Raw genomic sequence first — 19,847 nt, forward strand, 5'->3', positions numbered from 1 at the left:
CATCAACGTGGCGGACCAGCTCAGGATCGTCCACTGCTTTCGCTCACCCGTCGGCGGGATCTTCCGGCATGTGCGCGACCTGACGGAGGCACAGCTCGCCGCTGGGCACGTTGTCGGCATCGTCTGCGATTCGACCACTGGCGGCGAATACGAAGAACACCTGTTCGACCAGATGAAGGACAGCCTGGCGCTGGGTATCCATCGCACACCAATGCAGCGCCATGTTGGACCGGGCGACCTCGCCTCGGCCTGGCGTACCTATCGAATCATCAAGGAATTGCGGCCGGACGTGTTGCACGGGCACGGCGCCAAAGGTGGCGCCTATGCCCGTCTGTTCGGCTCATTGTTGCGGGTATCAAGGTCTCGCGTAGCCCGCCTTTATTCGCCGCATGGTGGCTCCCTCCACTATGACGAAACGACGACGACCGGGAAGCTGTTCTTCGCGCTGGAGCGCTTCATGGCGCGCTTCACCGACTGCCTGCTGTTCGTCTCCGACTATGAGCGACGCACCTACCGGCGGAAGGTCGGCGAGCCGCCGATCCCGAACGCACTGGTCTATAACGGCCTGCGCGCTGCGGAGTTCGAGCCGGTGGTAACCGCGCCTGATGCCGCTGACCTGCTCTACATCGGCATGATGCGTGACCTCAAAGGCCCGGACATCTTCATCGACGCGCTGGCGTTGGTCGGCACGCAGCTCGAGCGTCGCTTGACCGCAGTCATGGTTGGCGACGGCGACGACCTGCCACGCTACCACACGCAGGTGAAACGGCTTGGGCTCGAAAAACAGGTTCGCTTCCTGCCGCCAATGCCAGCCAGGGACGCCTTTGCACTGGCCGACCTCGTGGTCGTGCCGTCGCGCGCGGAAGCCATGCCCTATATCGTGCTGGAGACCCTGGCCGCCGGCAGGCCGATGATCGCCACCGCCGTCGGCGGCATACCCGAAATCTTCGGTGAGGGATCCCCTGCCCTGATCCGTCCCGATTCGCGCGACCTCGGCGACAAGATGGGCGAGGCGCTAGGCGATCTCGACGCCTATCGGCGCGCCATGCCCGACACCGCCAGCCTCAAGGCGCGCTTCGGCGCCGATGTGATGGCTGCCGAAATCGAAAAGGCCTATTTCGCCGCGCTCAGCAAATAGGCTACCTCCCAAAACCACAGGTTGTCTCAAGGTTTTTTTAGCTCTCTTTCTGCTATGGTCATGGCGGAAGCTTGCGGGAAACCCGATGAACGAGACCGACCCCAGGCGCCGCTTTTCGGCCGATGCGGTGCGCAAATTCGACGGTCCTGCCGAGAGCCCCACGCCCGGCGGCATGAACAATGTTGCCCGCCAGGTTGCCTCGCAATACCGGCGCGATACGATGTCGCCGGTCATGGTCAGCGGCGTGCTGCGCATCGTCGAATTCGCCTTGCTGTTCCTGTCGGGGCTCGTGCTCTACTTTCATTTTGTCGGCTTCTTCACTTACCTCGCCTGGCAATATCCGCTGACCATCGCCGCGGCCTCGTTCCTGGCCGTCGTGTTGCTCGACGTCAGCGATTGCTACCAGATCTCCGCCTTGATGCGGCCGATCTCCAACCTCGGCCGCGTGCTGGCGGTCTGGGCCGGTACCTTCGCGCTGATGGCGCTGACGGCCTTCATCATGAAGATGTCGGAGGATTATTCGCGCCTGCTGTTCGGCACCTGGTTCGTCATCGGCCTGCTTCTGCTGTTTGTCCTGCGCCTGGTGATGTCGAAGCTGATCCGGCGCTGGGCGCGGGACGGCCGCATGGAACGCCGTGCCGTCATCGTCGGCGGGGGCAAGGCGGCCGAGATGCTGATCCGCTCGGTCGAAAAGCAGCCCTACAACGACATCCGCATCTGCGGCATCTTCGACGATCGCGGCGACAAGCGCTCGCCACCGATCGTGGCAGGCTACCCCAAGCTCGGTACCATTTCGGAGCTGATGGAATTCGCCCGCATCGCGCGCATCGACATGCTGATCGTGTCGTTGCCGCTTACTGCCGAAACGCGAGTCTTGCAGTTGCTGAAGAAACTCTGGGTGCTGCCGGTCGACATCCGGCTCTCGGCGCATTCGAATGCGCTGCAGTTTCGCCCGCGCGCCTATTCCTATATCGGCTCGGTGCCGATGCTCGACATCTTCGACAGGCCGATCAACGACTGGGATTCGGTCGCCAAGCGCGCTTTCGATATCGTCTTTTCGCTGGTCGGCATCATCCTGTTTTCACCGGTGATGCTGGTGACGGCCCTCGCCATCAAGCTCGACAGCAAGGGGCCGGTGCTGTTCAAGCAGAAGCGGCACGGCTTCAACAACGAGATCGTCGAGGTCTATAAATTCCGCTCCATGTACACCGACAGCTCGGACCCGAGCGCCAAGCAGACGGTGACCAAGAACGATCCGCGCGTCACCCGGGTTGGCCGCTTCATCCGCAAGAGCTCGATCGACGAACTGCCGCAGTTCTTCAACTCGCTGCTCGGCTCGCTGTCGCTGGTCGGTCCGCGCCCGCACGCGATCGCCGCGCAATCGCACAATTTGCTCTACAACGAGGTGGTCGACGGCTATTTCGCCCGCCACAAGGTCAAGCCCGGCGTCACCGGCTGGGCGCAGATCAATGGCTGGCGCGGCGAGATGGACACCAATGAAAAGATCCGCATGCGCACGGAGTACGACCTCTATTACATCGAGAATTGGTCGATGCTGTTCGACTTGCGCATCCTGCTCCTGACGCCGCTGCGGCTGCTCAACACGGAAAACGCCTATTGAGCGCGATTTCCCATGATGTGCCGCAGGCTGCGGTCAACACGTTGCCGCCATCGGYGGTCAACACATTGCCGCCATCGGCGGTCAACGCCAAGCTGATCGCGCTGATATCCTCAGGCGCGGTGTTTTTTGGCGTCTTCCTCTCGGGCTTCGTCATCGACGAACCGGCGCCTTACGATCTCTTCATGGTTGGGCTGATCGGCGTGTGGGCGCTGTTTGGCCTGCGCATATCGCGCGCTGCCGTGCCGCTGCTTGTGCTGCTGATCACGATGAACATCGGCGGCATGATCGCAATGACGCAGATGGCCGATCTCGCCAACACGCCACTCTATCTCGCCGTCTCGCTGTTCCTCGCCTTCACCGCGGTGTTCTTCTCTTCGGTGACGGCAGTGCAGCCTGGTCTCTACCGGCTGATCTTCATCGCCTATGTCGTCTCCGCCGTGGCGACAGCGCTGCTTGGTATTGCCGGCTATTTCCACGCCTTCCCCGGCGCCGACATCTTCACCAGATACGACCGCGCCCAGGGCGCCTTCCAGGATCCGAACGTGTTCGGACCGTTCCTGGTGCTGCCCGGCATCTACCTGCTTTATCTCATGTTGACCGGGTCGATCGCGCGCATGCCGCTTTTGGCGGTGCCGCTGCTGATCATCACCGCCGGCATCTTCTTTTCGTTTTCGCGCGGCGCCTGGGGGATGTTCGCCGTTTCGGCGATCCTGCTCACCGGCGCCCTGTTCCTGCAGAGCAACAGCGGCAAGTTCCGGCTGCGCGTCGTCATCATGACCATTGCGGCTGTCACGCTGCTGGTGGTCGCCATGATCGTCATCCTGCAGCTGCCCGGCGTCAGCGAGATGTTTTCCAGCCGCGCCCAGCTGGAACAGAGCTACGACACGGCGCGGCTTGGCCGTTTCGCCCGCTACACGATCGGCTTCCAGATGGCGCTCGAGCATCCGCTCGGCATCGGACCGCTGGTGTTCGGCACCATTTTTGGCGAAGACACGCACGACATCTGGCTGAAGACGCTGATGGACTATGGCTGGCTCGGCTTCGTCTCATTCCTGTCGCTGACTTTGTGGACGATAGCCGCCGGCTTCCGCATCCTTTTGCGCGACCGGCCCTGGCAGCCCTATCTGCTGTGCGCCTATGTCGCCTTCATCGGCAATATCGGGCTCGGCACCTTCATCGACATCGACCACTGGCGCCACGTCTACCTGCTGCTCGGCCTGATCTGGGGCGCGATTGCGCTGGAATACCGGCATCAGAGGGAATTGATGGCGGAGACAATCCGAATCGATGGGAAAGCCGCCGAGTTCGGATGACTCCGCCCTGCTGACGGATTGCAGAGATATTTCACCTACCTCGCGATGCCGGCGACCCGTTCGGGGTATTGCACGGCCAGCATCGAATTGTCGGCGTGGCTGGCAAAGATGGCACTGACCTTTTCCGCGTCGAACCTCGCCCTGCGTTTGCGCTTCTCGTCGTTCAGCAAAATGCCGCTGATGGCGTCGAACTTGCGGCCGAGGTTCTTCAATATGCCTCGCTTGATCGGCCAGCTGCGGCTGAAGCGGCCGGCCCAGGGCGTGCCTTTCGCCAGATCGCGGTAGATCGCCATGGCGTCGACCTCGACACCGACCGGGCGAGGCTCCCAAGGTTTGCCCCAGGCGAAGTGACGGGCGTAGGACCTGCGGAACGGGATCTGGCTGCTGTAGTTGGTCATCACGTTCCAGAACGGATGCATCGTCTGCCACCGGCCTTCGAAGGCCACGTTCAACGCGCCCTGATCCATTCCGTAGACATGTTCCGACGCCAGCTGCCGCGTACGCTCCAGGAGCCCCTCAGCCCTGAGTAGCGGCATGTTGAAGAGAAGAACGCCAGCATTGAATTTCGGCGCACCGGGCTGCATCGGCAGATGTTGCCTGTACTTCGCGTCGAAGTAGGTCTGCTCGTCGTGAGCGGCCAGCAACGGCGCGTTGAGCGGTGTGTTGCAGAGATCGGCTATCGATCGGTTGAAGAGCACGTCGGCGTCGGAATAGGCGATGCGGTCATATGGCTCGAATTCAGGCAATTTGTCCGCGAACAGCCTGATGTAGGTCGCAAGGGTGGGATGCGTTCCGCGATTGAAGTTCGTCGCCTCCATGAACTTCGTTACGTCGATGATGCTGATCCTCCCACCGAGCAAACGCTCGCCGGCAGACCGATCTTCACTGGGAATGATGCCGGTGTGCAAAATAAAGCCGTCGACTGGGCCGGATAGATCCAAGACACGGCGCGCTGCCAAGCAGGTGTACGGAAAATACCTTTGATCGGCGGCGAAAAAGAAGCATGACGTTTGCGACACAGTCTAATTCTCCTGCCCTGCGCCTTACGGATTGAAGTCGCGGATATCTCAAGCGAAACCGCCGAGTACTTCGGGAAATTGCACGGCCATCGCACCGGCAAGGGCATGCTCGGCATACATCTTATGCACCTTGCTGCCATCATACCTTGCGCGCCGCCGATACCGATCCTTGTTCGGCAGCATCCCCATGATGCCGTCGAACTTGCGGGCGAAGCGCCTCATGACACCCCTCTCGAAGGGAATGCGCTGCATAAAGGGCTGAAGCCAGGGTGTATCCCTTGCCAGACCGCGCCAGACTGCAAGCGCCTCGGGCTCCACGTCGACCTGGCTCCCCCACGGCTTGCCGCCGGCGAAATGCCGTGCATAGGCTTGGGCGAACCGAAATTCCTTCGTATCGTTGGACATCAAATTCCAGTTCGGATGCATCGTCTGCCACTTGCCCTCGAAGACGATGTTCAGCGCGTTCTGGTCGTTCATCTGCCCGGCAACGGCCACGTCCCTGGCGCGGTGCAAGAGGCCCTGTTCACGCACCAACGGCATATTGAAGACAATGATACCGGCATTGAAGTAAGGCGCTCCCGGCTGCATCGACAACTTCTGCCGGTAGCCCGGGCGGAAGTACATATAATCGTCATGGGCGGCCAACAACGGCGCATTCAAAGTCTGGCCCACCAGGTCACCGATATCCCGATTGAACAGAACATCGCAATCGACATGGGCGATTCGGTCGTAGTCCGTGAACTGAGGCAATTGGTCGGCGAAAAGCCGCACAAAAGTGCCGACATTGCTCGGCCGGAAAGTATGGCCGGCCTGCGCAAACAACGCCGAGACGTCCGTTATGCGAAGGCTGTTCTTCAGCAGGCGATCAGCAACACGCATATCGGTATCGCGTGGACCGACATGCAGGATGAAGCCTGGCGTTGCTTCTCCCGAAACGTCCAGAATTCTGCGCGCCGCCAAGCATGCATACGGAAAATAGTTGGCGTCAGCCGCAAGAAAAAAACAGGAATTGGCCACGCGCAATCCTTCTAATCGATATGGGCGAGCCATATCGCCTTGGCGTAGCGTCGACAAGGCCGGATGCCTGGCGACTTTTCCGGTCCAACGCGCCGTTTTAGCGCTTGCACCATAACCCTTGAAAATATATGGCTTTGCGCGGTCCGGAGTGTAGCGCAGCCCGGTAGCGCACTTGACTGGGGGTCAAGGGGTCGTCGGTTCGAATCCGGCCACTCCGACCATTATAAAACAAGGACTTACCCCCAAAAGTCCAACTCTCGATTTCCCGAAATTTTAGCCCAGGGTAACGGCAAGGGTAACAAAAAGCCCGCCACCGTGAGGCAGCGGGCTTCAAACTCCAAACCTTGCGAGTTTGTTCAGCCCTTGGTGCCCTCATGGGTTTCGAGAGCGTCATGCAGAGGCGCATGAAGTTCAATGGCCAGAGTCAGCCCCCGAGCAATCGAAGCACTCACCTCTGATGACATACTGTCTCCCGCCGCCGCATCCGCTGCGGTTCTGAGAAGGTGCAATATCGCGAGCAGATCAAAGCTGGTCTGAATAATCTGCTCGGCAGTCATGTCGCCTTGGTCTACGAAGCGGTTACCGGTCATAGCGACACCAGCACAGTCTGATCGGTCAGATCATCCGGCCACATGGTCGTTTCGCCGTAGTCCTCGGGGCAATACGCCTCCGCGTCGTGAGTGTCCTCGTCGTCGCAGTTGTCCATTTCGAGGTCGAGCACGTCACCGGCCGGAAGGTTCGGCGCACTGTATGACGCCAAGCCTGATCCGCCGCGCTCCGTCCAGCCGAGCGACGGCTCGTCGTCTGCCGTTTCCTCCAGATCGCAATCGACCTCCATCAAGTCGAGCGCGGTTATCAGGCTCATGGCGCGGTCAAGGTGGTCGTTCAGGCGCTTCTGTACTGACTGGCGCCATTGGCGAGGGTCCATGCCCTTCGGCATCCCAAGGGGCTTTAGAGAGGCGTGAGCGTTCATCGCCGATCCTCCTCTCGGCTGATGATGCGGTCGGCACGGTCCGAAAGTCGGTTCGCGGTTCGCAAAAGCAGGAGAGCGAAGCGCAGGCGGATGACGCGGCAGAAGGCGGGCATAGCTCCGCCAGGTGCCGGAACAGGTGTGTTCAGCATTATATCGTCCTTTCAACGAAAAGCGTTTACAGTTCTTGTAAACCGTTAAACATTCGTCGTGTCAACGAATTTCGTTTATGCTAGACGGATTTCGCGGAACAGGAGATGCAGCGGGAATGACGATGACGCCTTCACAGTCGCGAGCAGCGCGGGGATTGGTCGACTGGTCGCAACAGGAATTGGCGGACCGTTCGAACCTGAGCCAGAGCACGATCCGCGACTTCGAGAAGGGGCGCCGTGTCCCGTCAGTCAACAACCTAGGCGCCATCCGCGCCGCGCTCGAATCTGCCGGCGTCGAGTTCATCCCTGAGAATGGCGGCGGCGCCGGGGTGAGGTTGCGGAAGGGTGGCCAGGACGGTTCCGGCTAATTATATTAGCTATCGCTTGACTAAGGCATTGCCTGCGCCAGAATCTTCCGCATGGCGCGGGAAATTGGCATTGGTGATCTGGTGGCAGTAACAGCCATCGTGCGGCGGCGGGTCGATGACGACACCGTTAGCGTTTCGATTCCGTCCTATAACTTCCCGCATTCGATCCGCAATTCCTCAAAGGTGAAGCGCGGCCAGCAGATCGAATTGACCGGCGAGGTCACGCGCATCGATGACGAAACGGTAACAATCACCCTGCGGCCGCTGGTGACGGTCGCCCTGGACAAGGTGAGACTGGTAGAGAAACATCGGCCGCCAACACGCAAGAAGCCGCTGCGCGATCTGGTCGACTAGCCGCCTTTGGCCTTGCCGTATCCGGTCGGACTCGTGTCGGGCGTATAGATCAGCCCGACGTCATTGCCGTTGCATTTCTTGCACCGAAGCTTAGGCCTGATATCCCACTCCATGGCCGGAGCGTCTGGGCCAAAACGGTCGCGAAGCTTCACCAGATCGAGCGCCTGCTTATGGTGACATGCCCGGTTATGGCAGTACGCCGTCACCGACATCTTGTCATCGATCAGAGATTGGAACGTCCAGCCCTTGCCCATGCGGCCGATATAGCGCGGCGCCTGCAGCCTCGCCAGCGCGTCGAGGTGAGGCACGGCTGGACACCAACCGGCATGAGTCGCATTCTGGCCCATTGGGGAGACGGCAATGGATAAACTAAACATAGGGGCTGATGAGGCCAAACGCTGGCGAGACAAGGCCCTGCGCGGTCGCAGGAGAGGCCTTACGCGCGGCGTTGTGTCGTGGGCGTTGATCCTGGTGGCGACGATTATTCTCTGTGGTCTGATCGCGCTAAAGAACGCGGATGGAGCCGATTGCCGGCATCCTAGCTCGTCGGCAGCGGCAGGGTCGGGACGCTCTTCGCCGGCTGATCTCACTGGAACGAGATGCCGACTATGATCACGGTCTGCCCGGCGTCCGCTGCGGTGAAGTCCCGACCGGTGTCGTTCTCTGTCGTCGGAATCGAGAAGATATTCAGGCAGCCACTTTGGTCGTTCAACTGATCGGTCAGATCGTGGACCGGGGTGTCCACTCCGTTCCACGAGCTGGAGTCCAGTGAAGGTGTTCCCGCACGACCTGTGTCGACTGCTATGAGGGCCAGCCCGGCTGTCTTGACCTCAAGATCAGTCATGGTCGAAGGTGTCGCTCCCGAGACAGATGCGGTGTCAACGGGAGTGCTGCTGGCGGGGAAAAGGCGGTGCGTCGCAATTGCGCAATTCTGGGTGCCATTGCTGAAGGTGACGACGAAGTTGGCCGTGGTCCCCGTGGGCTCTACGAGATAGAACCAGGCCAAGGTGCCTTGGCCGTTGCTGCCGCCCACGACTTGCGGGCCAGCCGTCATGGCGTTGCCGTTGCAGGTAACACCAGAGACGGTCCGGGGAGTGCCGATACTCGTCGGGCGAGACTGGACGGCTATGGCGATCACGCGACCGGCTCCGGCTGCACCGACGTTCTTGGTATTGAATGTGTATGTGGTGAGATTGGAGTTATCGAGCGTGTACCCCTCGAAGCTGTAGACCATTGGCGGCGCGGGAGGTGGGCCACCGGTGCCGTTGAAGAAAGATCCGCTTGAAAGCAGCATCGTGTTTCACCTTTCTGTGGCGTGGCCGGCGATCATCATTTGCTCGCCGCCTCCAGATCCTGCCGGATTTTCCACATCATCGGCCAATCTGCTGCCCAGGCCGTGCCCTTTGCCCACGCTGGCGGCTCCGGACCGTCACATTCAAATGGATTCGGCTGCCACGGCTTGAGGTTCAAAGCGTTGTAGAGGCCCAGGCGGTCGCCGGCCGTGAACGCGTCTATCGCGGCGGGAGTGATCCGGCGCTTGATGTCGCGGTGAAGCGGTGTGCGTTTCGTTGCCATTTATGGCGCTCCAAATTCGTCCAGCGCCCAAGGCGTGTCTCGGAATTCCGATGGCTGCCATTCGGCCATGAAACGTGCTCCGAAACGCTTCCAGGCCTCGGCGGCGATCACGCGGAAGGCAATTTTAGCCGCGGGCATTTCGAACACTGGAATGATGCGATGGACAGGATCGAACACGCCAAACTCTTCCAGATCGCCAAACCCGTCACAGCCGCAGGTGAAGGCCTCATGCCAGGCCTTGTATTCAGCCTCGCCGCCAGTCTGCCGGCGCCGCAGGGGTTTGCGCTTCGTTGCCATGCACTAGCCTTCCCATCCGCCGCCGGAAGGCCGGCCAGGACCAGCGCGAACGGGCTCCAGATCCAGCCCCAACCTGGCCAACGTGCGAATGCAGAGGGAGCGTGCGGCTGTTTCGTGTTTCAAGCCCGGATGATCCTTGAGCCCGGCCTTGGTTCGGATGACGGCGCCATCGGCGTCAATCTGCGCCTTCAGCGCCTCGGCCCGATCGAGCGCCTGGCAGGCCGTCAGCAAAAATTCGATGCCGGCGGCGTCCTCGATGCCGTACTGCAGATGAACGCTTCGCCATAGACGCTCGCCATGGACCCCGAGCGGCCTGGGTGGGCTCATGGTCGAAGGCGTGTTGTCAGCCACCAGTTTGAGGTTTTTGGCCATTTAGTTTTTTTGCCTCACCAATGTTTTGCTCCATTTCGTGAAAGAAAACCCTCGGGACCGGTAGGCGGTTTTGCTCGCAAATTAGGTCGATCGGCCCCCCCGGGAGGTCACTGCAGCTTTGTCCGGCGCATTCTCATCGAGGAGCCAGCGTCTCACCTCTGCCATGCACTCGGCTTTCCACTCTGCATGGACGGCGCGGCGCATTGCGAGGAAGTCCGTAACTTCCTGTTCGGTCGGGTCGCCGTGGTCGAACAGAAACAACTCGTCGCGCTCAAGCTGGCGTTGAATGGCGAGATCGAACGCAGCGCCGTTCTTCGCCTCAATCTGCTCTGGCGTCAGTCCGTCTAGGTTGATGTTGATGATCATTTGCTGGCCCTCGGTTTGGTGACGGTGACAGGCTTGGCGTTTCTGCTGGATAGCTGCCATGCAGCGGTGTTGCTGCCCGGCACGATGCCTTCCGCAACGTTCTGCAGGCACGTCCACATGTCGCCCTGATGCGTGACCACGCTGCCCTTGTCGTAGGTCATGGCGCGCTGATAGGTGCCGAGATACTTGACCCCTATCACCTTGCCCTCTTCCATGGCCTCAAGGCGAGATTCCAGAGCCTTGCAACGGGCAGACAGCCAGAGCCATCGGGCCTCTTCGATCCCTCTCAGGGTCGCCACAAGTTCGAGGTCCACCTTCTGATCCGGGCTTGTGCCAGCCTTCCGCAAGGCGTCTTGCGAAGCCTGTATCCAGAATTCGCGGAACTTGTCCTGGCCCTCGTTCCAAACGTCGCGGTCACCTGGACGTGCGGCCTTTGGATATTCTGGAGCGCCACCCTTTAGGACGGCCTCATTTATTTCCCATTTTGCATGCTCGCGAACAGGTGCAGGCGCTACCTTGGCAACGACTGGCTCAACCCAAGCGCCGGCCATGATCAGGGCGCGTTTCTCTTCGAGCTTATCCAGGCTGCTGCGAGCCACCTGCAGCGCCTTGCCGACAGCGCGCCACCGGGTATCCTGCAGCTTGTAGGCAGCGTCTTCCTCGTCGGCTGCAAGCTGCTTGATGCTTGCCGTTAGCGTCCTGATCTCGTCATCGACATCGGCCCATGGTTCACGACGATAGATGATCGGCGGCTGCTTTGCCTTTGTCTTTGCCGTGCTCATGATGTCACCATCAAGCCGGGCTATTTCCAGAAGCGTTCCATTGAACGCCCGTGATTTTCGCGTAGGCGTTGTCTCGGAGCCGATGCGCGGCGAAATATGCCTCCGGCTTCAAGCCGACCTGATTCGATTGGAAAAGGCTGATCAGCGTGGTTGAGGCGGTTGCCGGAGAATCCGGGGTGTCCGACATCTGCACAAGCGCTTCATTGGAAGACGTGATCGTAATCCCTTCCGAATCGCCAGCAATGCCGGCGCCGTCGATAAGGCCGAGCGTTCCCGCCGCGAGCGCGTCAACGGCCATGCAGGCGACGCCGCACATCTCGCCGCCGGTCGGACCCATATTCGGGAAAGCACGGCCACCGCCGCCAATCAGCGTGGCAGCGCGCCGAGCGACATCGGGCGAGGCAATGAGCAGCGGCTTGCTTTCCGAAGTCAGCTGGACCGCTTCGAACAGGTTGTAGACATCGGCCAAGGCGGCGGATTCGGTCGAGCCGGACGATGCCTGCGTCGGTGTCGAGCCATCTTCGATCAAGTCGAGAAAACCGGCATCAACGCTCTTGGTGATCGCACGTCGCAGCTCAGTCGAAAGGAACGCCTCGCCGCCGGTGGTCAACCACTTCAAAAGTTCTTTTGTGAAAATCAAAATCCCGGTCGATTTGTAGGGATCGAGAAAGATCTCGTCGGTCGTCATCCTGGTGACGCGGATCGCCTGTGCTTCGCCGATGACAGCCATTGCAGCGGCGCCAGACGTGAAGCTGACACGCATGCGCAACGGAAGCTTGCGCATCAGGCCATCGGCCAGGAGCCTGTAAAACACGCTCGTGTTCCGCAAGATCGGAAAAAAGCTGGTCGCGATCTGCGCAGCGCTGGTGAGGCCGACCTGTGTAGGATCGATTGTGCTCCCGGCGGCAACCGCTGCCTTCACACGCTCGGGCATGCCGAGCCGTTCGGCAATGTCGATCTGATCGCGGCGCGTGTCGCCGCCAAGCGCAATCGCCTTTGCGAGTAAGGCCAGGTTGCTGGTGCTGGAGTCATGGTTCACTGCTACGACGCCGCGCATGGGCTGAAATCTCCGTTGATTTGCCGAATCATGCCTGATCGCCACGGGGTCTGCCGTCACAGTTCACGCGCTCGTAGATGTCGGCGGGTCGCAGCCGGCGCCAAAGCTTGGTGGCAGCGGCTTGGACTTCTGCCCATGTGAAGTCGCGACCGACGTACGCTCCAGGCGGATGCTTCAGATCCCCTGAAGCAATCAGCAGTTCCTTGGTGTCCTCGATGTCAACGGCGCCGATTTTCAGCGGCCGAACGCCGGCCTTTGCCCGGTGTCGATAGTCCCGGCTTCCCTTCGCGCTCATGCTGCGTCACCGACTTCGAGAGCGCTCCCGATTTCTTCATAGAGCCGGTAGGCACGGCCATAGTTCCTGTCGTTGTTGTCGAGACTGGCATTCTCACCGACAAGGCCATCAAGCCATTCGTGCCATTGTCTGAGATTGGACTTGCCGCCGGCTTTGAACCCACGCTCGACCATCGCCAAGATGGTGCCGACGCTGGTGGTGTTCGCTGCGTTCCTTGCCCCTTTTTCGAAGGGCTTTTGCGTCGGTGACGCCGTTTCAACGGGATGTATTAAAACCGCTTCGCGGGATTTATTATAGGTTTCACCTAATATATTTACCTCAGCAAGTGATTGATCCTGTTCTGCTTTCTCAAAATCCTTGTTACCTATCGGGCCGAGTTCAGTAGCAGGATTGTTACCTATTGCCGCCTCATTGGTAACAGGCTCGCTACCTATCCCAGCCTTCAGATAGAGCCCATCGAACTCGCTGTAGCTGACAGAATAGACGCGCAAACGACCATTCAACGGATGCTGTTTTGCGGTGATATAGCGCTTGCTTGCAAGCGTGTTCAGCGACCGTGACAGGCTCTTGATATGGCAACCGACAAGAGCGGCAAGGCGCGGATGCGAGGCATAGCAGCCGATGCCATTGGCGCCCAATCGATCATGAGCTGCGAGCGCCATCAGCACCCGCAAATCTTCGCCGGTCAGCGTCTTGTCGCCCATCGCCCTGGCAGGGACGGGCGCATAGATCGGCTTGGGAGCGGCGGCCATTCAACAGGCCTCGCATTTCAGCGAAAGCTTCAGTTCGCGCTCAGCCTGCTTGTGATGCTTTCGACATCTCCACTCGATCCGAAGCGGGTTTCGATGGTCCGGATGATGAGCGTCTACGCGTTCGTCGCCGCAGATTTCGCACGGCTGCCGTTTGATGATTCCACGGTTCAGCGCTGACGCCGTAGCGAGGTGACACCAGTAAGCAGTTGGGTTGCGCTGCCGCCACCGTGCTTGCGGCGAAAGCTTCTTTTGGGTAGTGTCGCTGCCATTGATGCTGCTTTGACTATCGTTCTCGCGAAGCTCGCCCTCGCCGGCGGGCTTTCGCTTTTTAGGAGCCGCGCGCATCGGCGCCTCCCCGGATCTGGTACGATTCCCGAATGGCCTGGCACGTCTCGACGGCGTTAAGGCCGAACATCGCCCGAAGGCCTGGCACGAGCGGTCGTGGCCGATCGCATGGCGGCGTGATGGCAAGGAAGCGAGCGGCCTGATCGATCGCCGACGTGCTTTCGTGGCAAAGGCCCGTTGTGCCGCCGACAGGAAGCGCGGTGTCGGTGCTCATGCCGCCTCCGCTTTGTTGCTGGCGTTCGCCCGTTCCCAAGCCATGAGCCGGGTCAACTCGAAATAGCGGAAGCGTCCAATATAGACGGGTTGCGGGAAGGCGATGCGCTCGTCACGCAACCAGCGGTGCAGCGTCATGCTGGTGATGCCGTAGCGTTCCCAGACGCGACGGGCAGGCAGAAAGCCAGCCGCCTGCGGCTCGTTGATCGAAACTTCCATATGCGGAAATCCTCGCGTTGTTATTTCTAGTAATCACGCGAGGCAGGACGCCACAGAACTTGTGTGAGGTTGAAGGGCTTAACCTGACAAATATTTAGCCAGTCCGCCAACAAACTCACAAATTTGAGAGACGTTGTAGCTTTGAGAATTGAATTCCTTCATGGCCGCGTCATGGTTGGATTTGGCCGTCTGCGGAACGCGAGGTGGTCCCCGTTGCAGGTCTTTGCGATACTTTTTCAGTTCTTCCTTATTGATCCCTGAGGCTCCCGCGACTTTGATCAGCGCATCATCCAGAGATAGGCCTTGATGAATTTTGAGATAAGTTACCGCCGCCGCGCTGTACGCCCAAGGTGCCACGTCCGAAAGTTTGGAGCGCGCCGCAGTCTGTCCTTCTCCTTTCGCGCGCTCGTTCAGCACTCGGTGTCCCTCGTCCAGAACCATCATTTGAATCGGGTCGAGAAGCCTGCGTTCTACGCCAAGTCCCTGTAAAAGTTCGCGCACGGCAAGGAGTACGCTGTAGCGCCATTCGTCGTCCTTGGCGTCGAACTTGCGCCTTGTTTCTCCCAGGCGCTGGATGAACGTGCTGACGTCGGTCATGATGCGGTCCTCATCGCGACGACATTGCTGGCCGGCTTGTCGGCGACGAGTGATGCAATGAAGGAAGACCACGCATCGAGCGCGCGCCGCTTTTCCTCTGCGAAGTCGTGGTGCTGATAGACCGACACAATGCCGCCGAAACTGCCGGACGTGTGATTGAGCACTTTCTCTATGACGGGCAGATTGATGCCAAGCCGCGCCATGCCAGATGCCATTGTCCGCCGGAGGTCGTGCAGCGTCCAGCCGGGGAGCTTTATCGAGTTGGGATCGTCGGCACCATTCCGGAGAATTTCGAGCATCTTGGCATCAAGGCGCGCCTTCGATCGGCTGTAGCCGGTGACATGTGTTTCGCCGGTCGTCGTGAAGCAAAAGCCGTCCTTGCCTTTTATCTTCGGCAGAGCCTTGATTATCTCGACTGCGGCCGGAGACAGCGGGACCGAATGCGGAATGCCGTTCTTCGTCCTTGGTGCCGGAATGGTCCATGCCGGCTTGTCGTCGTCTAACGACAGTTCCTTGCGCGTCATGCCCGCGACTTCCTCGCGCCTCTGGCCAGTGAGCAACAGCAGCCGCCACATTGGGCCGAAGGGATATTCGAATGAGGCCGCCGCCTTCCAGAACAGCTTGATCTCGGCGTCGGTCAAAATGCGGTCTCGCGACTGTTCCGCAGTAGGTTTCTTGACGCCAACGCAGGGGGAAGTTTCGAGCACGTCGCGTTCGACAAGCCATCCGAAAAACTTGCGCAGCGTGGCAAAGACACGATTGGCCGTGACCGGCGAGCCCCGGTCAACAATGCCGTCGAGGAGGTCGAGCACATCGCGTTTCTTGATATCCTGCGCTCGCTTGGCGCCCCACTTCGGATTTATTTCAGCGGTGAATTGCCGCTCGACTTCCTGCCAACGGCGGTTGCGGGGTTTGCAGTACCGATCGATGAAGGTGGTCCCGAGTTTCTTGATGAGGTCGCGCTCAGGATCTGCCTTTGCCGCCGCCAGCTTCGCCTTCCTGTCCCCGGTAGGGTCTCTGCCTTCCGCCAATGCCTGAAGCGCCTGCCGAGCCGCTGCGCGAGCCTCTGTGAGCGTGTGCGCCTGTCCTAACGGCAATGATTCCGGCGGCGTATCATCACGACGGTCAAGGACCGGGCCGATCGTCAGCTTGGCCGGTTTGCCATTCCTGCGAAAGCGCAACGCCCAAGATCGGGCGCCGGATGGCTGGATAACCAGATAGAGCCCAGGCAGGGCCGCGTCTGGCTTTTCGATGCGCTTCGAGCCGTCCGGTTTTGCTGTCTCGACGGCTTTCGCGGTGAGCACACTTGCCATGGTCAAATGCCCCTCTGGGTAACGAGGGGTAACGGAAATGGCGTGTTATGCCGCGTTACCCCGTGTTGCTAACAGGGCGCAACATTAGCGTTGAACGCCTTGTAACGCAAGGGATTGGAGGAAGACCGATGTTATGATTTGTGGTGTCGAGTTAGGCCAAGATTTTTGACTGGGGGTCAAGGGGTCGTCGGTTCGAATCCGGCCACTCCGACCAAACAACACAGGCGGCTAGCTGCTTCCCCCAAAGTGGCCACGTGATTTCTCAGCCGCATTGCAGCCACTCGCAGAATGCGTTTCTTACGGCGTCACGCCGGCGTGTCGCTCCAGGAAAGGCTCGATGGGGCCTGTAAGAAGAGCAGCCTCCTGCTTGATCTTCTCGTCGCTCCATTCCCACCACCGGATCGCCAGCAATTTCGCAATGACGTCCTCCGAAAACCGATAGCGGATAAGCCTGGCCGGAACCCCGCCGACGATCGCATATGGCGGCACATCCTTGGTGACAACGGCGCCGGCCGCAACTATAGCGCCATCCGCGATGTGGACGCCTGGCATGATCATCGCATGCCGGCCGATCCAGACATCGTTGGCGATGGTAATGCCGACGGGTTTGCCGCCATGCGCATTGGGATCGGTCGAGTCCATCATGCGGCTATGGATCGGAAAAGTGGTTGCAGCCCAAGGCACGTGGCTTCCCCCAGAACATTCAAAGCTGACGTTGCCGGCGACCGAACAGAACGCCCCAATGGTCAACGGAGTGGCGTCAGACGCTCCAAGCACCTTCTTCCGGCTCACTCCATAGGTGTGACGTCCGAGGGTCACGCTTGAGGGCAGCTTGGATCGAAACGGATTCTTCATGCGGAGCCACCCGGTCACGGTGATCTCCTCAGCTTCTGGCGCAAGAGATCCGCGGGAGTTCGCCACAGACGATATCGACCGGCTTTTGCAACCTGCTGGCCGACTGGCACCTTGCCATAAGCGTTAAAGAACGCATGAACACGCGGCTCAGCAAACTGCTTTTTGCCTCGAGTGTTGTAGTGTCGGATCGGCAGGCCATGAGGGCTGATGGTTCGGCCGTTTTGAGAAAGGGCTACCCCGAGGCAGAACTGTTCTGGCGCCCACGTGTCGGTCACCTCATAAACGGCCTTGATAGCGGCGAAGGCGTCCACCATGGCACTGAGGTTGTCGCGGTGGATTCCTACGATTCCGCTGTTCCACATCGGTTCCTGGCCGCTCAGGATCTGGCCACCGATGCTGATGTTCTTGCCCGGCAGCGCGCTCTGATAGATGCGATGGGGCCCTTCGCACAGGCGCATAAAGGAATGGGTCGCGGAGATCAAGCGGAAGCCTTTCGACGGGTCCCCCACCGGGTACATGTCGGTGTCCATGAAAAGGAGCCGATTTGCTCGCTGCAAAAGCTCACGCATAGCACCGGCCTTGATGCCGAAATGGTAGCTTCCTCCGAAAGACCACTGCTGTTTCTGCTCAGCCGTTATGAGCATTGTCTCAACAGGATAAGCGCGAAAGAGTTCAATCCTGTCAGTTGCGACGACTATTCTAGCGGTCGGGCAATGGTGCAAAAGCTTGAGCGCGCTGAGTAGCGCACCGCGATGGTAAAGCTCGTTCTCACCATAGGCGATGTAACCAAAAACGTCGTTCATTCGATCACGTATAGTGAGTCGCCCAATCTTCTACCAGGCGCTCAGCCGCTACTGGCACACATCGACCCATTCGGCGTTGACGATCTCGGTCATGCGCTGCGGGCTGAGCCGCACGGCGGCGTTGGTGGCGCCGGCCGCGGGGACGACTTCATCGAAGGCACGCAGCGAGACGTCGGCATAGACCGGCAGCGGCGCCGGCAGGCCGAATGGACAGACGCCGCCGACAGGATGGCTTGTGGCGGCGACAACCTCATTGGCGTCAAGCATGCGCGGCTTGCCGCCGAAGCGGTCCTTGAATTTGCGGTTGTCGAGCCTCGACATGCCGCCGGCCACGATCAGCATGGTCTGCTCGCCGACGCGCAGGCAGATGGTCTTGGCGATCTGCGCCGGTTCCACGCCATGCGCTGCCGCTGCCAGCGCCACGGTCGCCGAACTGGCATCGGTGACTACAACTTCGACATCGGGCGCACGGGCAGCCAGAAAAGCACGCACGGACTCAAGGCTCATTCCGGTGTTTCTCCTCCATTCGATCCGGCGGGCAACAGACACTTGTTTTTCGCAATTCCCAAGGGAAATTGCTACGCGCTTTTCCCGGGAATCCGCTCACACTTTTCCTGGAATTGCCCTGGTTTCCTGGAATTACTCTGGCCACTCGAACATGAAAAAGCTCGCCAGGGCAAACCATGGCGAGCTTGTTGAGAGACGCTTTGGCGTCGTCGTTTATGAAACGGACCGATTTTCCACAGGCGCTGTTGGCGCCGGGGCATCGATCAGGGCCGTTTCCGGCAATTGCAATGCTGCGGCGATCCGGCGAAGTTTCGACGGATCGGTGTCCTTGCCGCTCTCTATGTCGGCAATCTCGCTGGTCGACAGACCGCAGGTCAGGGAAAGCTCTTCAATACTGTATCCCTTTGTTTCCCGGATGGCTTTAAGGCCTGGGTGCTCAAGCGCAACATCGGCCGCCAGCCTGGAGAAGGGTTCGTGTTTTGCATTTTGGGGCATTGGCAACTCCATGGGCTAAAGAGTTTTGGATCAAATGATAGGGTGTTGCCTGAGAGCCGGGACAATGCCCGCTCAAGCGCGATTTGCCAAGACCCAAACCGACCGTCACGGCATCGTGAACCGGCGCCAAAAACCGCCTGCGTCCGGCACGTCGCGATCAAGTTCTTTTGAAGGACCGCACGCCGAAGTGTTCAGCGGTTTAGGGGCCGCTGGCGCGTTGGCATGATGTCGCTGGCAACGCATCGGACCAGCTTTCCCCAAGAGGATCAGACCCATGACATTGAAGACATCAGCCATCGTGCTCGCCACGATCTCAGGCCTCGCCGGCGCCAGCCTGGTCGAGGCACAAGCCGCCGACGCGGTGCGCATTCGCGGCACCGTTGCCGCTTTTGCCGGATCGACGCTGACGGTGAAGACCCGTGAAGGCGCCACCGACGCCATCGCGCTGGCTGACGGCTGGAAGATTTCCGGTGTCGCCAAGGCCGAGGCCGGGGATATCAAGCAAGGCGATTTCCTCGGAATTGCCTCGGTTTCAAAGGCCGATGGCGGCAGCGGCGCGCTGGAGGTGGTGATCTTCCCGGCTGCGCTCAAAGGCACCGGCGAAGGCGACCGTCCGTGGGATCTCGAGCCCAACAGCCGGATGACCAACGGCACGGTTGCCGATGTCACCGAGATTGCGGGCCGGACGGTGACACTCACCTACGACAATGGCCCGAAAAAGCAGATCGCGATCCCGCAGACGACACCGGTGGTGGCCTTTGCGCCGGCCACTCCGGCCGATCTTCAGCCCGGGGCCGTGGTGTTCGTCAACGCCGAGCGTGGCAGCGACGGCACGCTGACCGCCGGCCGGGTCGTGGTTGGCAACAACGGCGTCGTTCCGCCGATGTGAAAGCGGTTGCTGCCCCTGCGAAGGCGCCGGACACAATCCAGAAACAAAATTCTACAGTCGGGAAAAACTGTCGAAAAATTCGGAGGCGATAGTCATGGCTGCGGGGTTCACGTCACCGATCTTGCTCGGTGGCGGTCAAATTCAGCCCGCGCAGAAAAGGAAA

General features: G+C 60.1%; 29 protein-coding genes and 1 tRNA gene. 7 read left to right on the forward strand and 23 right to left on the reverse strand.

Features of this window, described 5'->3' with window-relative positions; translation table 11 throughout:
• Window positions 1-7 precede the first annotated feature (7 nt).
• From AC1D1L_RS08795 to AC1D1L_RS08805, 3 genes are all read left to right on the forward strand, one after another.
• The gene (locus tag AC1D1L_RS08795; RefSeq protein ID WP_477340502.1) at window positions 8-1,138 is read left to right on the forward strand and encodes a glycosyltransferase; all 1,131 of its coding nucleotides are present in this window, start codon (window positions 8-10) and stop codon (window positions 1,136-1,138) included.
• An 85-nt stretch (window positions 1,139-1,223) separates the two neighbouring features.
• Window positions 1,224-2,759, forward strand: a complete 1,536-nt coding sequence (locus tag AC1D1L_RS08800) for an undecaprenyl-phosphate glucose phosphotransferase (protein WP_477340504.1) — start codon at window positions 1,224-1,226, stop codon at window positions 2,757-2,759.
• A gap of 5 nt (window positions 2,760-2,764) precedes the next feature.
• Window positions 2,765-4,072 (forward strand): O-antigen ligase family protein, encoded by a 1,308-nt coding sequence (locus AC1D1L_RS08805; protein ID WP_477340765.1) that lies wholly within the window; start codon window positions 2,765-2,767, stop codon window positions 4,070-4,072.
• Window positions 4,073-4,107: 35 nt separating this feature from the next.
• Here the strand turns inward: AC1D1L_RS08805 and AC1D1L_RS08810 are convergent, their stop codons facing one another.
• Together AC1D1L_RS08810 and AC1D1L_RS08815 are read right to left on the reverse strand one after the other, a co-directional pair.
• Complete coding sequence (locus AC1D1L_RS08810) at window positions 4,108-5,091, reverse strand: glycosyltransferase family 8 protein (RefSeq protein WP_477340506.1); 984 nt, start codon at window positions 5,089-5,091, stop codon at window positions 4,108-4,110.
• A 48-nt stretch (window positions 5,092-5,139) separates the two neighbouring features.
• Complete coding sequence (locus tag AC1D1L_RS08815; RefSeq protein ID WP_477340508.1) at window positions 5,140-6,108, reverse strand: glycosyltransferase family 8 protein; 969 nt, start codon at window positions 6,106-6,108, stop codon at window positions 5,140-5,142.
• Between the two features lie 144 nt (window positions 6,109-6,252).
• On the opposite strand from AC1D1L_RS08815, the gene AC1D1L_RS08820 reads away from it, so the two are divergent.
• A tRNA-Pro gene (locus AC1D1L_RS08820) sits at window positions 6,253-6,329 on the forward strand.
• A 135-nt stretch (window positions 6,330-6,464) separates the two neighbouring features.
• On the opposite strand, the gene AC1D1L_RS08825 is transcribed toward AC1D1L_RS08820, so the two are convergent.
• Entirely contained in the window at window positions 6,465-6,698 is a 234-nt protein-coding gene (locus AC1D1L_RS08825) for a hypothetical protein (protein ID WP_477340510.1), read from the reverse strand.
• On the reverse strand, window positions 6,695-7,081 hold the full coding sequence (locus AC1D1L_RS08830; RefSeq protein WP_477340512.1) for a hypothetical protein: 387 nt from the start codon (window positions 7,079-7,081) through the stop codon (window positions 6,695-6,697). The genes AC1D1L_RS08825 and AC1D1L_RS08830 overlap by 4 nt, the downstream gene beginning before the upstream one ends.
• 265 nt (window positions 7,082-7,346) lie before the next feature.
• Here AC1D1L_RS08830 and AC1D1L_RS08835 point away from each other — a divergent pair, with 265 nt between their 5' ends.
• Window positions 7,347-7,598, forward strand: a complete 252-nt coding sequence (locus tag AC1D1L_RS08835; RefSeq protein ID WP_477340514.1) for a helix-turn-helix domain-containing protein — start codon at window positions 7,347-7,349, stop codon at window positions 7,596-7,598.
• 51 nt (window positions 7,599-7,649) lie between these two features.
• Window positions 7,650-7,952 (forward strand): hypothetical protein, encoded by a 303-nt coding sequence (locus tag AC1D1L_RS08840; protein ID WP_477340516.1) that lies wholly within the window; start codon window positions 7,650-7,652, stop codon window positions 7,950-7,952.
• Here the strand turns inward: AC1D1L_RS08840 and AC1D1L_RS08845 are convergent.
• From AC1D1L_RS08845 to AC1D1L_RS08935, 19 genes are all read right to left on the reverse strand, one after another.
• On the reverse strand, window positions 7,949-8,260 hold the full coding sequence (locus AC1D1L_RS08845) for a hypothetical protein (RefSeq protein ID WP_477340518.1): 312 nt from the start codon (window positions 8,258-8,260) through the stop codon (window positions 7,949-7,951). The two genes, AC1D1L_RS08840 and AC1D1L_RS08845, sit on opposite strands and share 4 nt — an antisense overlap.
• Before the next feature lie 278 nt (window positions 8,261-8,538).
• Complete coding sequence (locus tag AC1D1L_RS08850) at window positions 8,539-9,246, reverse strand: hypothetical protein (protein WP_477340519.1); 708 nt, start codon at window positions 9,244-9,246, stop codon at window positions 8,539-8,541.
• 35 nt (window positions 9,247-9,281) lie between these two features.
• A complete protein-coding gene (locus tag AC1D1L_RS08855) occupies window positions 9,282-9,527 on the reverse strand; it encodes a hypothetical protein (RefSeq protein ID WP_477340521.1) in 246 nt (81 codons plus the stop codon).
• Window positions 9,528-9,824, reverse strand: coding sequence for a hypothetical protein (locus tag AC1D1L_RS08860; RefSeq protein ID WP_477340523.1), 297 nt, complete (start codon window positions 9,822-9,824; stop codon window positions 9,528-9,530). It abuts the gene before it with no gap.
• A gap of 3 nt (window positions 9,825-9,827) precedes the next feature.
• Complete coding sequence (locus tag AC1D1L_RS08865) at window positions 9,828-10,196, reverse strand: hypothetical protein (RefSeq protein WP_477340525.1); 369 nt, start codon at window positions 10,194-10,196, stop codon at window positions 9,828-9,830.
• Between the two features lie 81 nt (window positions 10,197-10,277).
• Window positions 10,278-10,562 carry a hypothetical protein gene (locus AC1D1L_RS08870; RefSeq protein WP_477340526.1) on the reverse strand — a complete coding sequence of 95 codons (285 nt, stop codon included), beginning with the start codon at window positions 10,560-10,562 and terminating at the stop codon, window positions 10,278-10,280.
• Entirely contained in the window at window positions 10,559-11,344 is a 786-nt protein-coding gene (locus tag AC1D1L_RS08875; RefSeq protein ID WP_477340528.1) for a hypothetical protein, read from the reverse strand. Before AC1D1L_RS08875 ends, AC1D1L_RS08870 begins: the two co-directional genes overlap by 4 nt.
• Window positions 11,345-11,354: 10 nt before the next feature.
• Window positions 11,355-12,401 (reverse strand): phage major capsid protein, encoded by a 1,047-nt coding sequence (locus tag AC1D1L_RS08880; RefSeq protein ID WP_477340530.1) that lies wholly within the window; start codon window positions 12,399-12,401, stop codon window positions 11,355-11,357.
• Between the two features lie 28 nt (window positions 12,402-12,429).
• Window positions 12,430-12,696: a hypothetical protein gene (locus AC1D1L_RS08885; protein WP_477340532.1), complete on the reverse strand. Its 267-nt coding sequence runs from the start codon at window positions 12,694-12,696 to the stop codon at window positions 12,430-12,432.
• Complete coding sequence (locus AC1D1L_RS08890; protein ID WP_477340534.1) at window positions 12,693-13,448, reverse strand: helix-turn-helix domain-containing protein; 756 nt, start codon at window positions 13,446-13,448, stop codon at window positions 12,693-12,695. The genes AC1D1L_RS08885 and AC1D1L_RS08890 overlap by 4 nt, the downstream gene beginning before the upstream one ends.
• Complete coding sequence (locus AC1D1L_RS08895; protein WP_477340536.1) at window positions 13,449-13,793, reverse strand: hypothetical protein; 345 nt, start codon at window positions 13,791-13,793, stop codon at window positions 13,449-13,451.
• Entirely contained in the window at window positions 13,777-14,007 is a 231-nt protein-coding gene (locus AC1D1L_RS08900) for a hypothetical protein (protein WP_477340538.1), read from the reverse strand. Before AC1D1L_RS08900 ends, AC1D1L_RS08895 begins: the two co-directional genes overlap by 17 nt.
• Entirely contained in the window at window positions 14,004-14,225 is a 222-nt protein-coding gene (locus AC1D1L_RS08905; RefSeq protein ID WP_477340540.1) for a DNA-binding protein, read from the reverse strand. The genes AC1D1L_RS08900 and AC1D1L_RS08905 overlap by 4 nt, the downstream gene beginning before the upstream one ends.
• A 78-nt stretch (window positions 14,226-14,303) precedes the next feature.
• Entirely contained in the window at window positions 14,304-14,822 is a 519-nt protein-coding gene (locus AC1D1L_RS08910) for a hypothetical protein (protein WP_477340542.1), read from the reverse strand.
• The gene (locus AC1D1L_RS08915; protein ID WP_477340544.1) at window positions 14,819-16,135 is read right to left on the reverse strand and encodes a tyrosine-type recombinase/integrase; all 1,317 of its coding nucleotides are present in this window, start codon (window positions 16,133-16,135) and stop codon (window positions 14,819-14,821) included. The genes AC1D1L_RS08910 and AC1D1L_RS08915 overlap by 4 nt, the downstream gene beginning before the upstream one ends.
• 297 nt (window positions 16,136-16,432) lie before the next feature.
• Entirely contained in the window at window positions 16,433-16,780 is a 348-nt protein-coding gene (locus AC1D1L_RS08920) for a CatB-related O-acetyltransferase (protein WP_477340546.1), read from the reverse strand.
• A 224-nt stretch (window positions 16,781-17,004) separates the two neighbouring features.
• The gene (locus AC1D1L_RS08925) at window positions 17,005-17,793 is read right to left on the reverse strand and encodes a hypothetical protein (protein WP_477340548.1); all 789 of its coding nucleotides are present in this window, start codon (window positions 17,791-17,793) and stop codon (window positions 17,005-17,007) included.
• 48 nt (window positions 17,794-17,841) lie between these two features.
• On the reverse strand, window positions 17,842-18,300 hold the full coding sequence (locus AC1D1L_RS08930) for a YbaK/EbsC family protein (RefSeq protein WP_477340550.1): 459 nt from the start codon (window positions 18,298-18,300) through the stop codon (window positions 17,842-17,844).
• Window positions 18,301-18,513: 213 nt separating this feature from the next.
• Window positions 18,514-18,795: a helix-turn-helix domain-containing protein gene (locus AC1D1L_RS08935; RefSeq protein WP_112561791.1), complete on the reverse strand. Its 282-nt coding sequence runs from the start codon at window positions 18,793-18,795 to the stop codon at window positions 18,514-18,516.
• A gap of 274 nt (window positions 18,796-19,069) precedes the next feature.
• Between AC1D1L_RS08935 and AC1D1L_RS08940 the strand changes: the two genes are divergently transcribed.
• Window positions 19,070-19,684 carry a hypothetical protein gene (locus tag AC1D1L_RS08940; RefSeq protein WP_477340551.1) on the forward strand — a complete coding sequence of 205 codons (615 nt, stop codon included), beginning with the start codon at window positions 19,070-19,072 and terminating at the stop codon, window positions 19,682-19,684.
• Window positions 19,685-19,847: the final 163 nt, after the last annotated feature.

The organism is Mesorhizobium sp. P2_D6, assembly GCF_056404315.1.

Coding starts and splice junctions, on each gene's coding strand:
- AC1D1L_RS08935 (WP_112561791.1), bottom strand. CDS start 18,795: ATGCCCCAAAATGCAAAACACGAACCCTTCTCCAGGCTGGCGGCCGAT.
- AC1D1L_RS08885 (WP_477340532.1), bottom strand. CDS start 12,696: ATGAGCGCGAAGGGAAGCCGGGACTATCGACACCGGGCAAAGGCCGGC.
- AC1D1L_RS08835 (WP_477340514.1), top strand. CDS start 7,347: ATGACGATGACGCCTTCACAGTCGCGAGCAGCGCGGGGATTGGTCGAC.
- AC1D1L_RS08830 (WP_477340512.1), bottom strand. CDS start 7,081: ATGAACGCTCACGCCTCTCTAAAGCCCCTTGGGATGCCGAAGGGCATG.
- AC1D1L_RS08905 (WP_477340540.1), bottom strand. CDS start 14,225: ATGGAAGTTTCGATCAACGAGCCGCAGGCGGCTGGCTTTCTGCCTGCC.
- AC1D1L_RS08855 (WP_477340521.1), bottom strand. CDS start 9,527: ATGGCAACGAAACGCACACCGCTTCACCGCGACATCAAGCGCCGGATC.
- AC1D1L_RS08865 (WP_477340525.1), bottom strand. CDS start 10,196: ATGGCCAAAAACCTCAAACTGGTGGCTGACAACACGCCTTCGACCATG.
- AC1D1L_RS08840 (WP_477340516.1), top strand. CDS start 7,650: ATGGCGCGGGAAATTGGCATTGGTGATCTGGTGGCAGTAACAGCCATC.
- AC1D1L_RS08930 (WP_477340550.1), bottom strand. CDS start 18,300: ATGAGCCTTGAGTCCGTGCGTGCTTTTCTGGCTGCCCGTGCGCCCGAT.
- AC1D1L_RS08890 (WP_477340534.1), bottom strand. CDS start 13,448: ATGGCCGCCGCTCCCAAGCCGATCTATGCGCCCGTCCCTGCCAGGGCG.
- AC1D1L_RS08800 (WP_477340504.1), top strand. CDS start 1,224: ATGAACGAGACCGACCCCAGGCGCCGCTTTTCGGCCGATGCGGTGCGC.
- AC1D1L_RS08910 (WP_477340542.1), bottom strand. CDS start 14,822: ATGACCGACGTCAGCACGTTCATCCAGCGCCTGGGAGAAACAAGGCGC.
- AC1D1L_RS08920 (WP_477340546.1), bottom strand. CDS start 16,780: ATGATGGACTCGACCGATCCCAATGCGCATGGCGGCAAACCCGTCGGC.
- AC1D1L_RS08870 (WP_477340526.1), bottom strand. CDS start 10,562: ATGATCATCAACATCAACCTAGACGGACTGACGCCAGAGCAGATTGAG.
- AC1D1L_RS08850 (WP_477340519.1), bottom strand. CDS start 9,246: ATGCTGCTTTCAAGCGGATCTTTCTTCAACGGCACCGGTGGCCCACCT.
- AC1D1L_RS08860 (WP_477340523.1), bottom strand. CDS start 9,824: ATGGCAACGAAGCGCAAACCCCTGCGGCGCCGGCAGACTGGCGGCGAG.
- AC1D1L_RS08915 (WP_477340544.1), bottom strand. CDS start 16,135: ATGGCAAGTGTGCTCACCGCGAAAGCCGTCGAGACAGCAAAACCGGAC.
- AC1D1L_RS08925 (WP_477340548.1), bottom strand. CDS start 17,793: ATGAACGACGTTTTTGGTTACATCGCCTATGGTGAGAACGAGCTTTAC.
- AC1D1L_RS08900 (WP_477340538.1), bottom strand. CDS start 14,007: ATGAGCACCGACACCGCGCTTCCTGTCGGCGGCACAACGGGCCTTTGC.
- AC1D1L_RS08880 (WP_477340530.1), bottom strand. CDS start 12,401: ATGCGCGGCGTCGTAGCAGTGAACCATGACTCCAGCACCAGCAACCTG.
- AC1D1L_RS08825 (WP_477340510.1), bottom strand. CDS start 6,698: ATGACCGGTAACCGCTTCGTAGACCAAGGCGACATGACTGCCGAGCAG.
- AC1D1L_RS08940 (WP_477340551.1), top strand. CDS start 19,070: ATGACATTGAAGACATCAGCCATCGTGCTCGCCACGATCTCAGGCCTC.
- AC1D1L_RS08895 (WP_477340536.1), bottom strand. CDS start 13,793: ATGCGCGCGGCTCCTAAAAAGCGAAAGCCCGCCGGCGAGGGCGAGCTT.
- AC1D1L_RS08875 (WP_477340528.1), bottom strand. CDS start 11,344: ATGAGCACGGCAAAGACAAAGGCAAAGCAGCCGCCGATCATCTATCGT.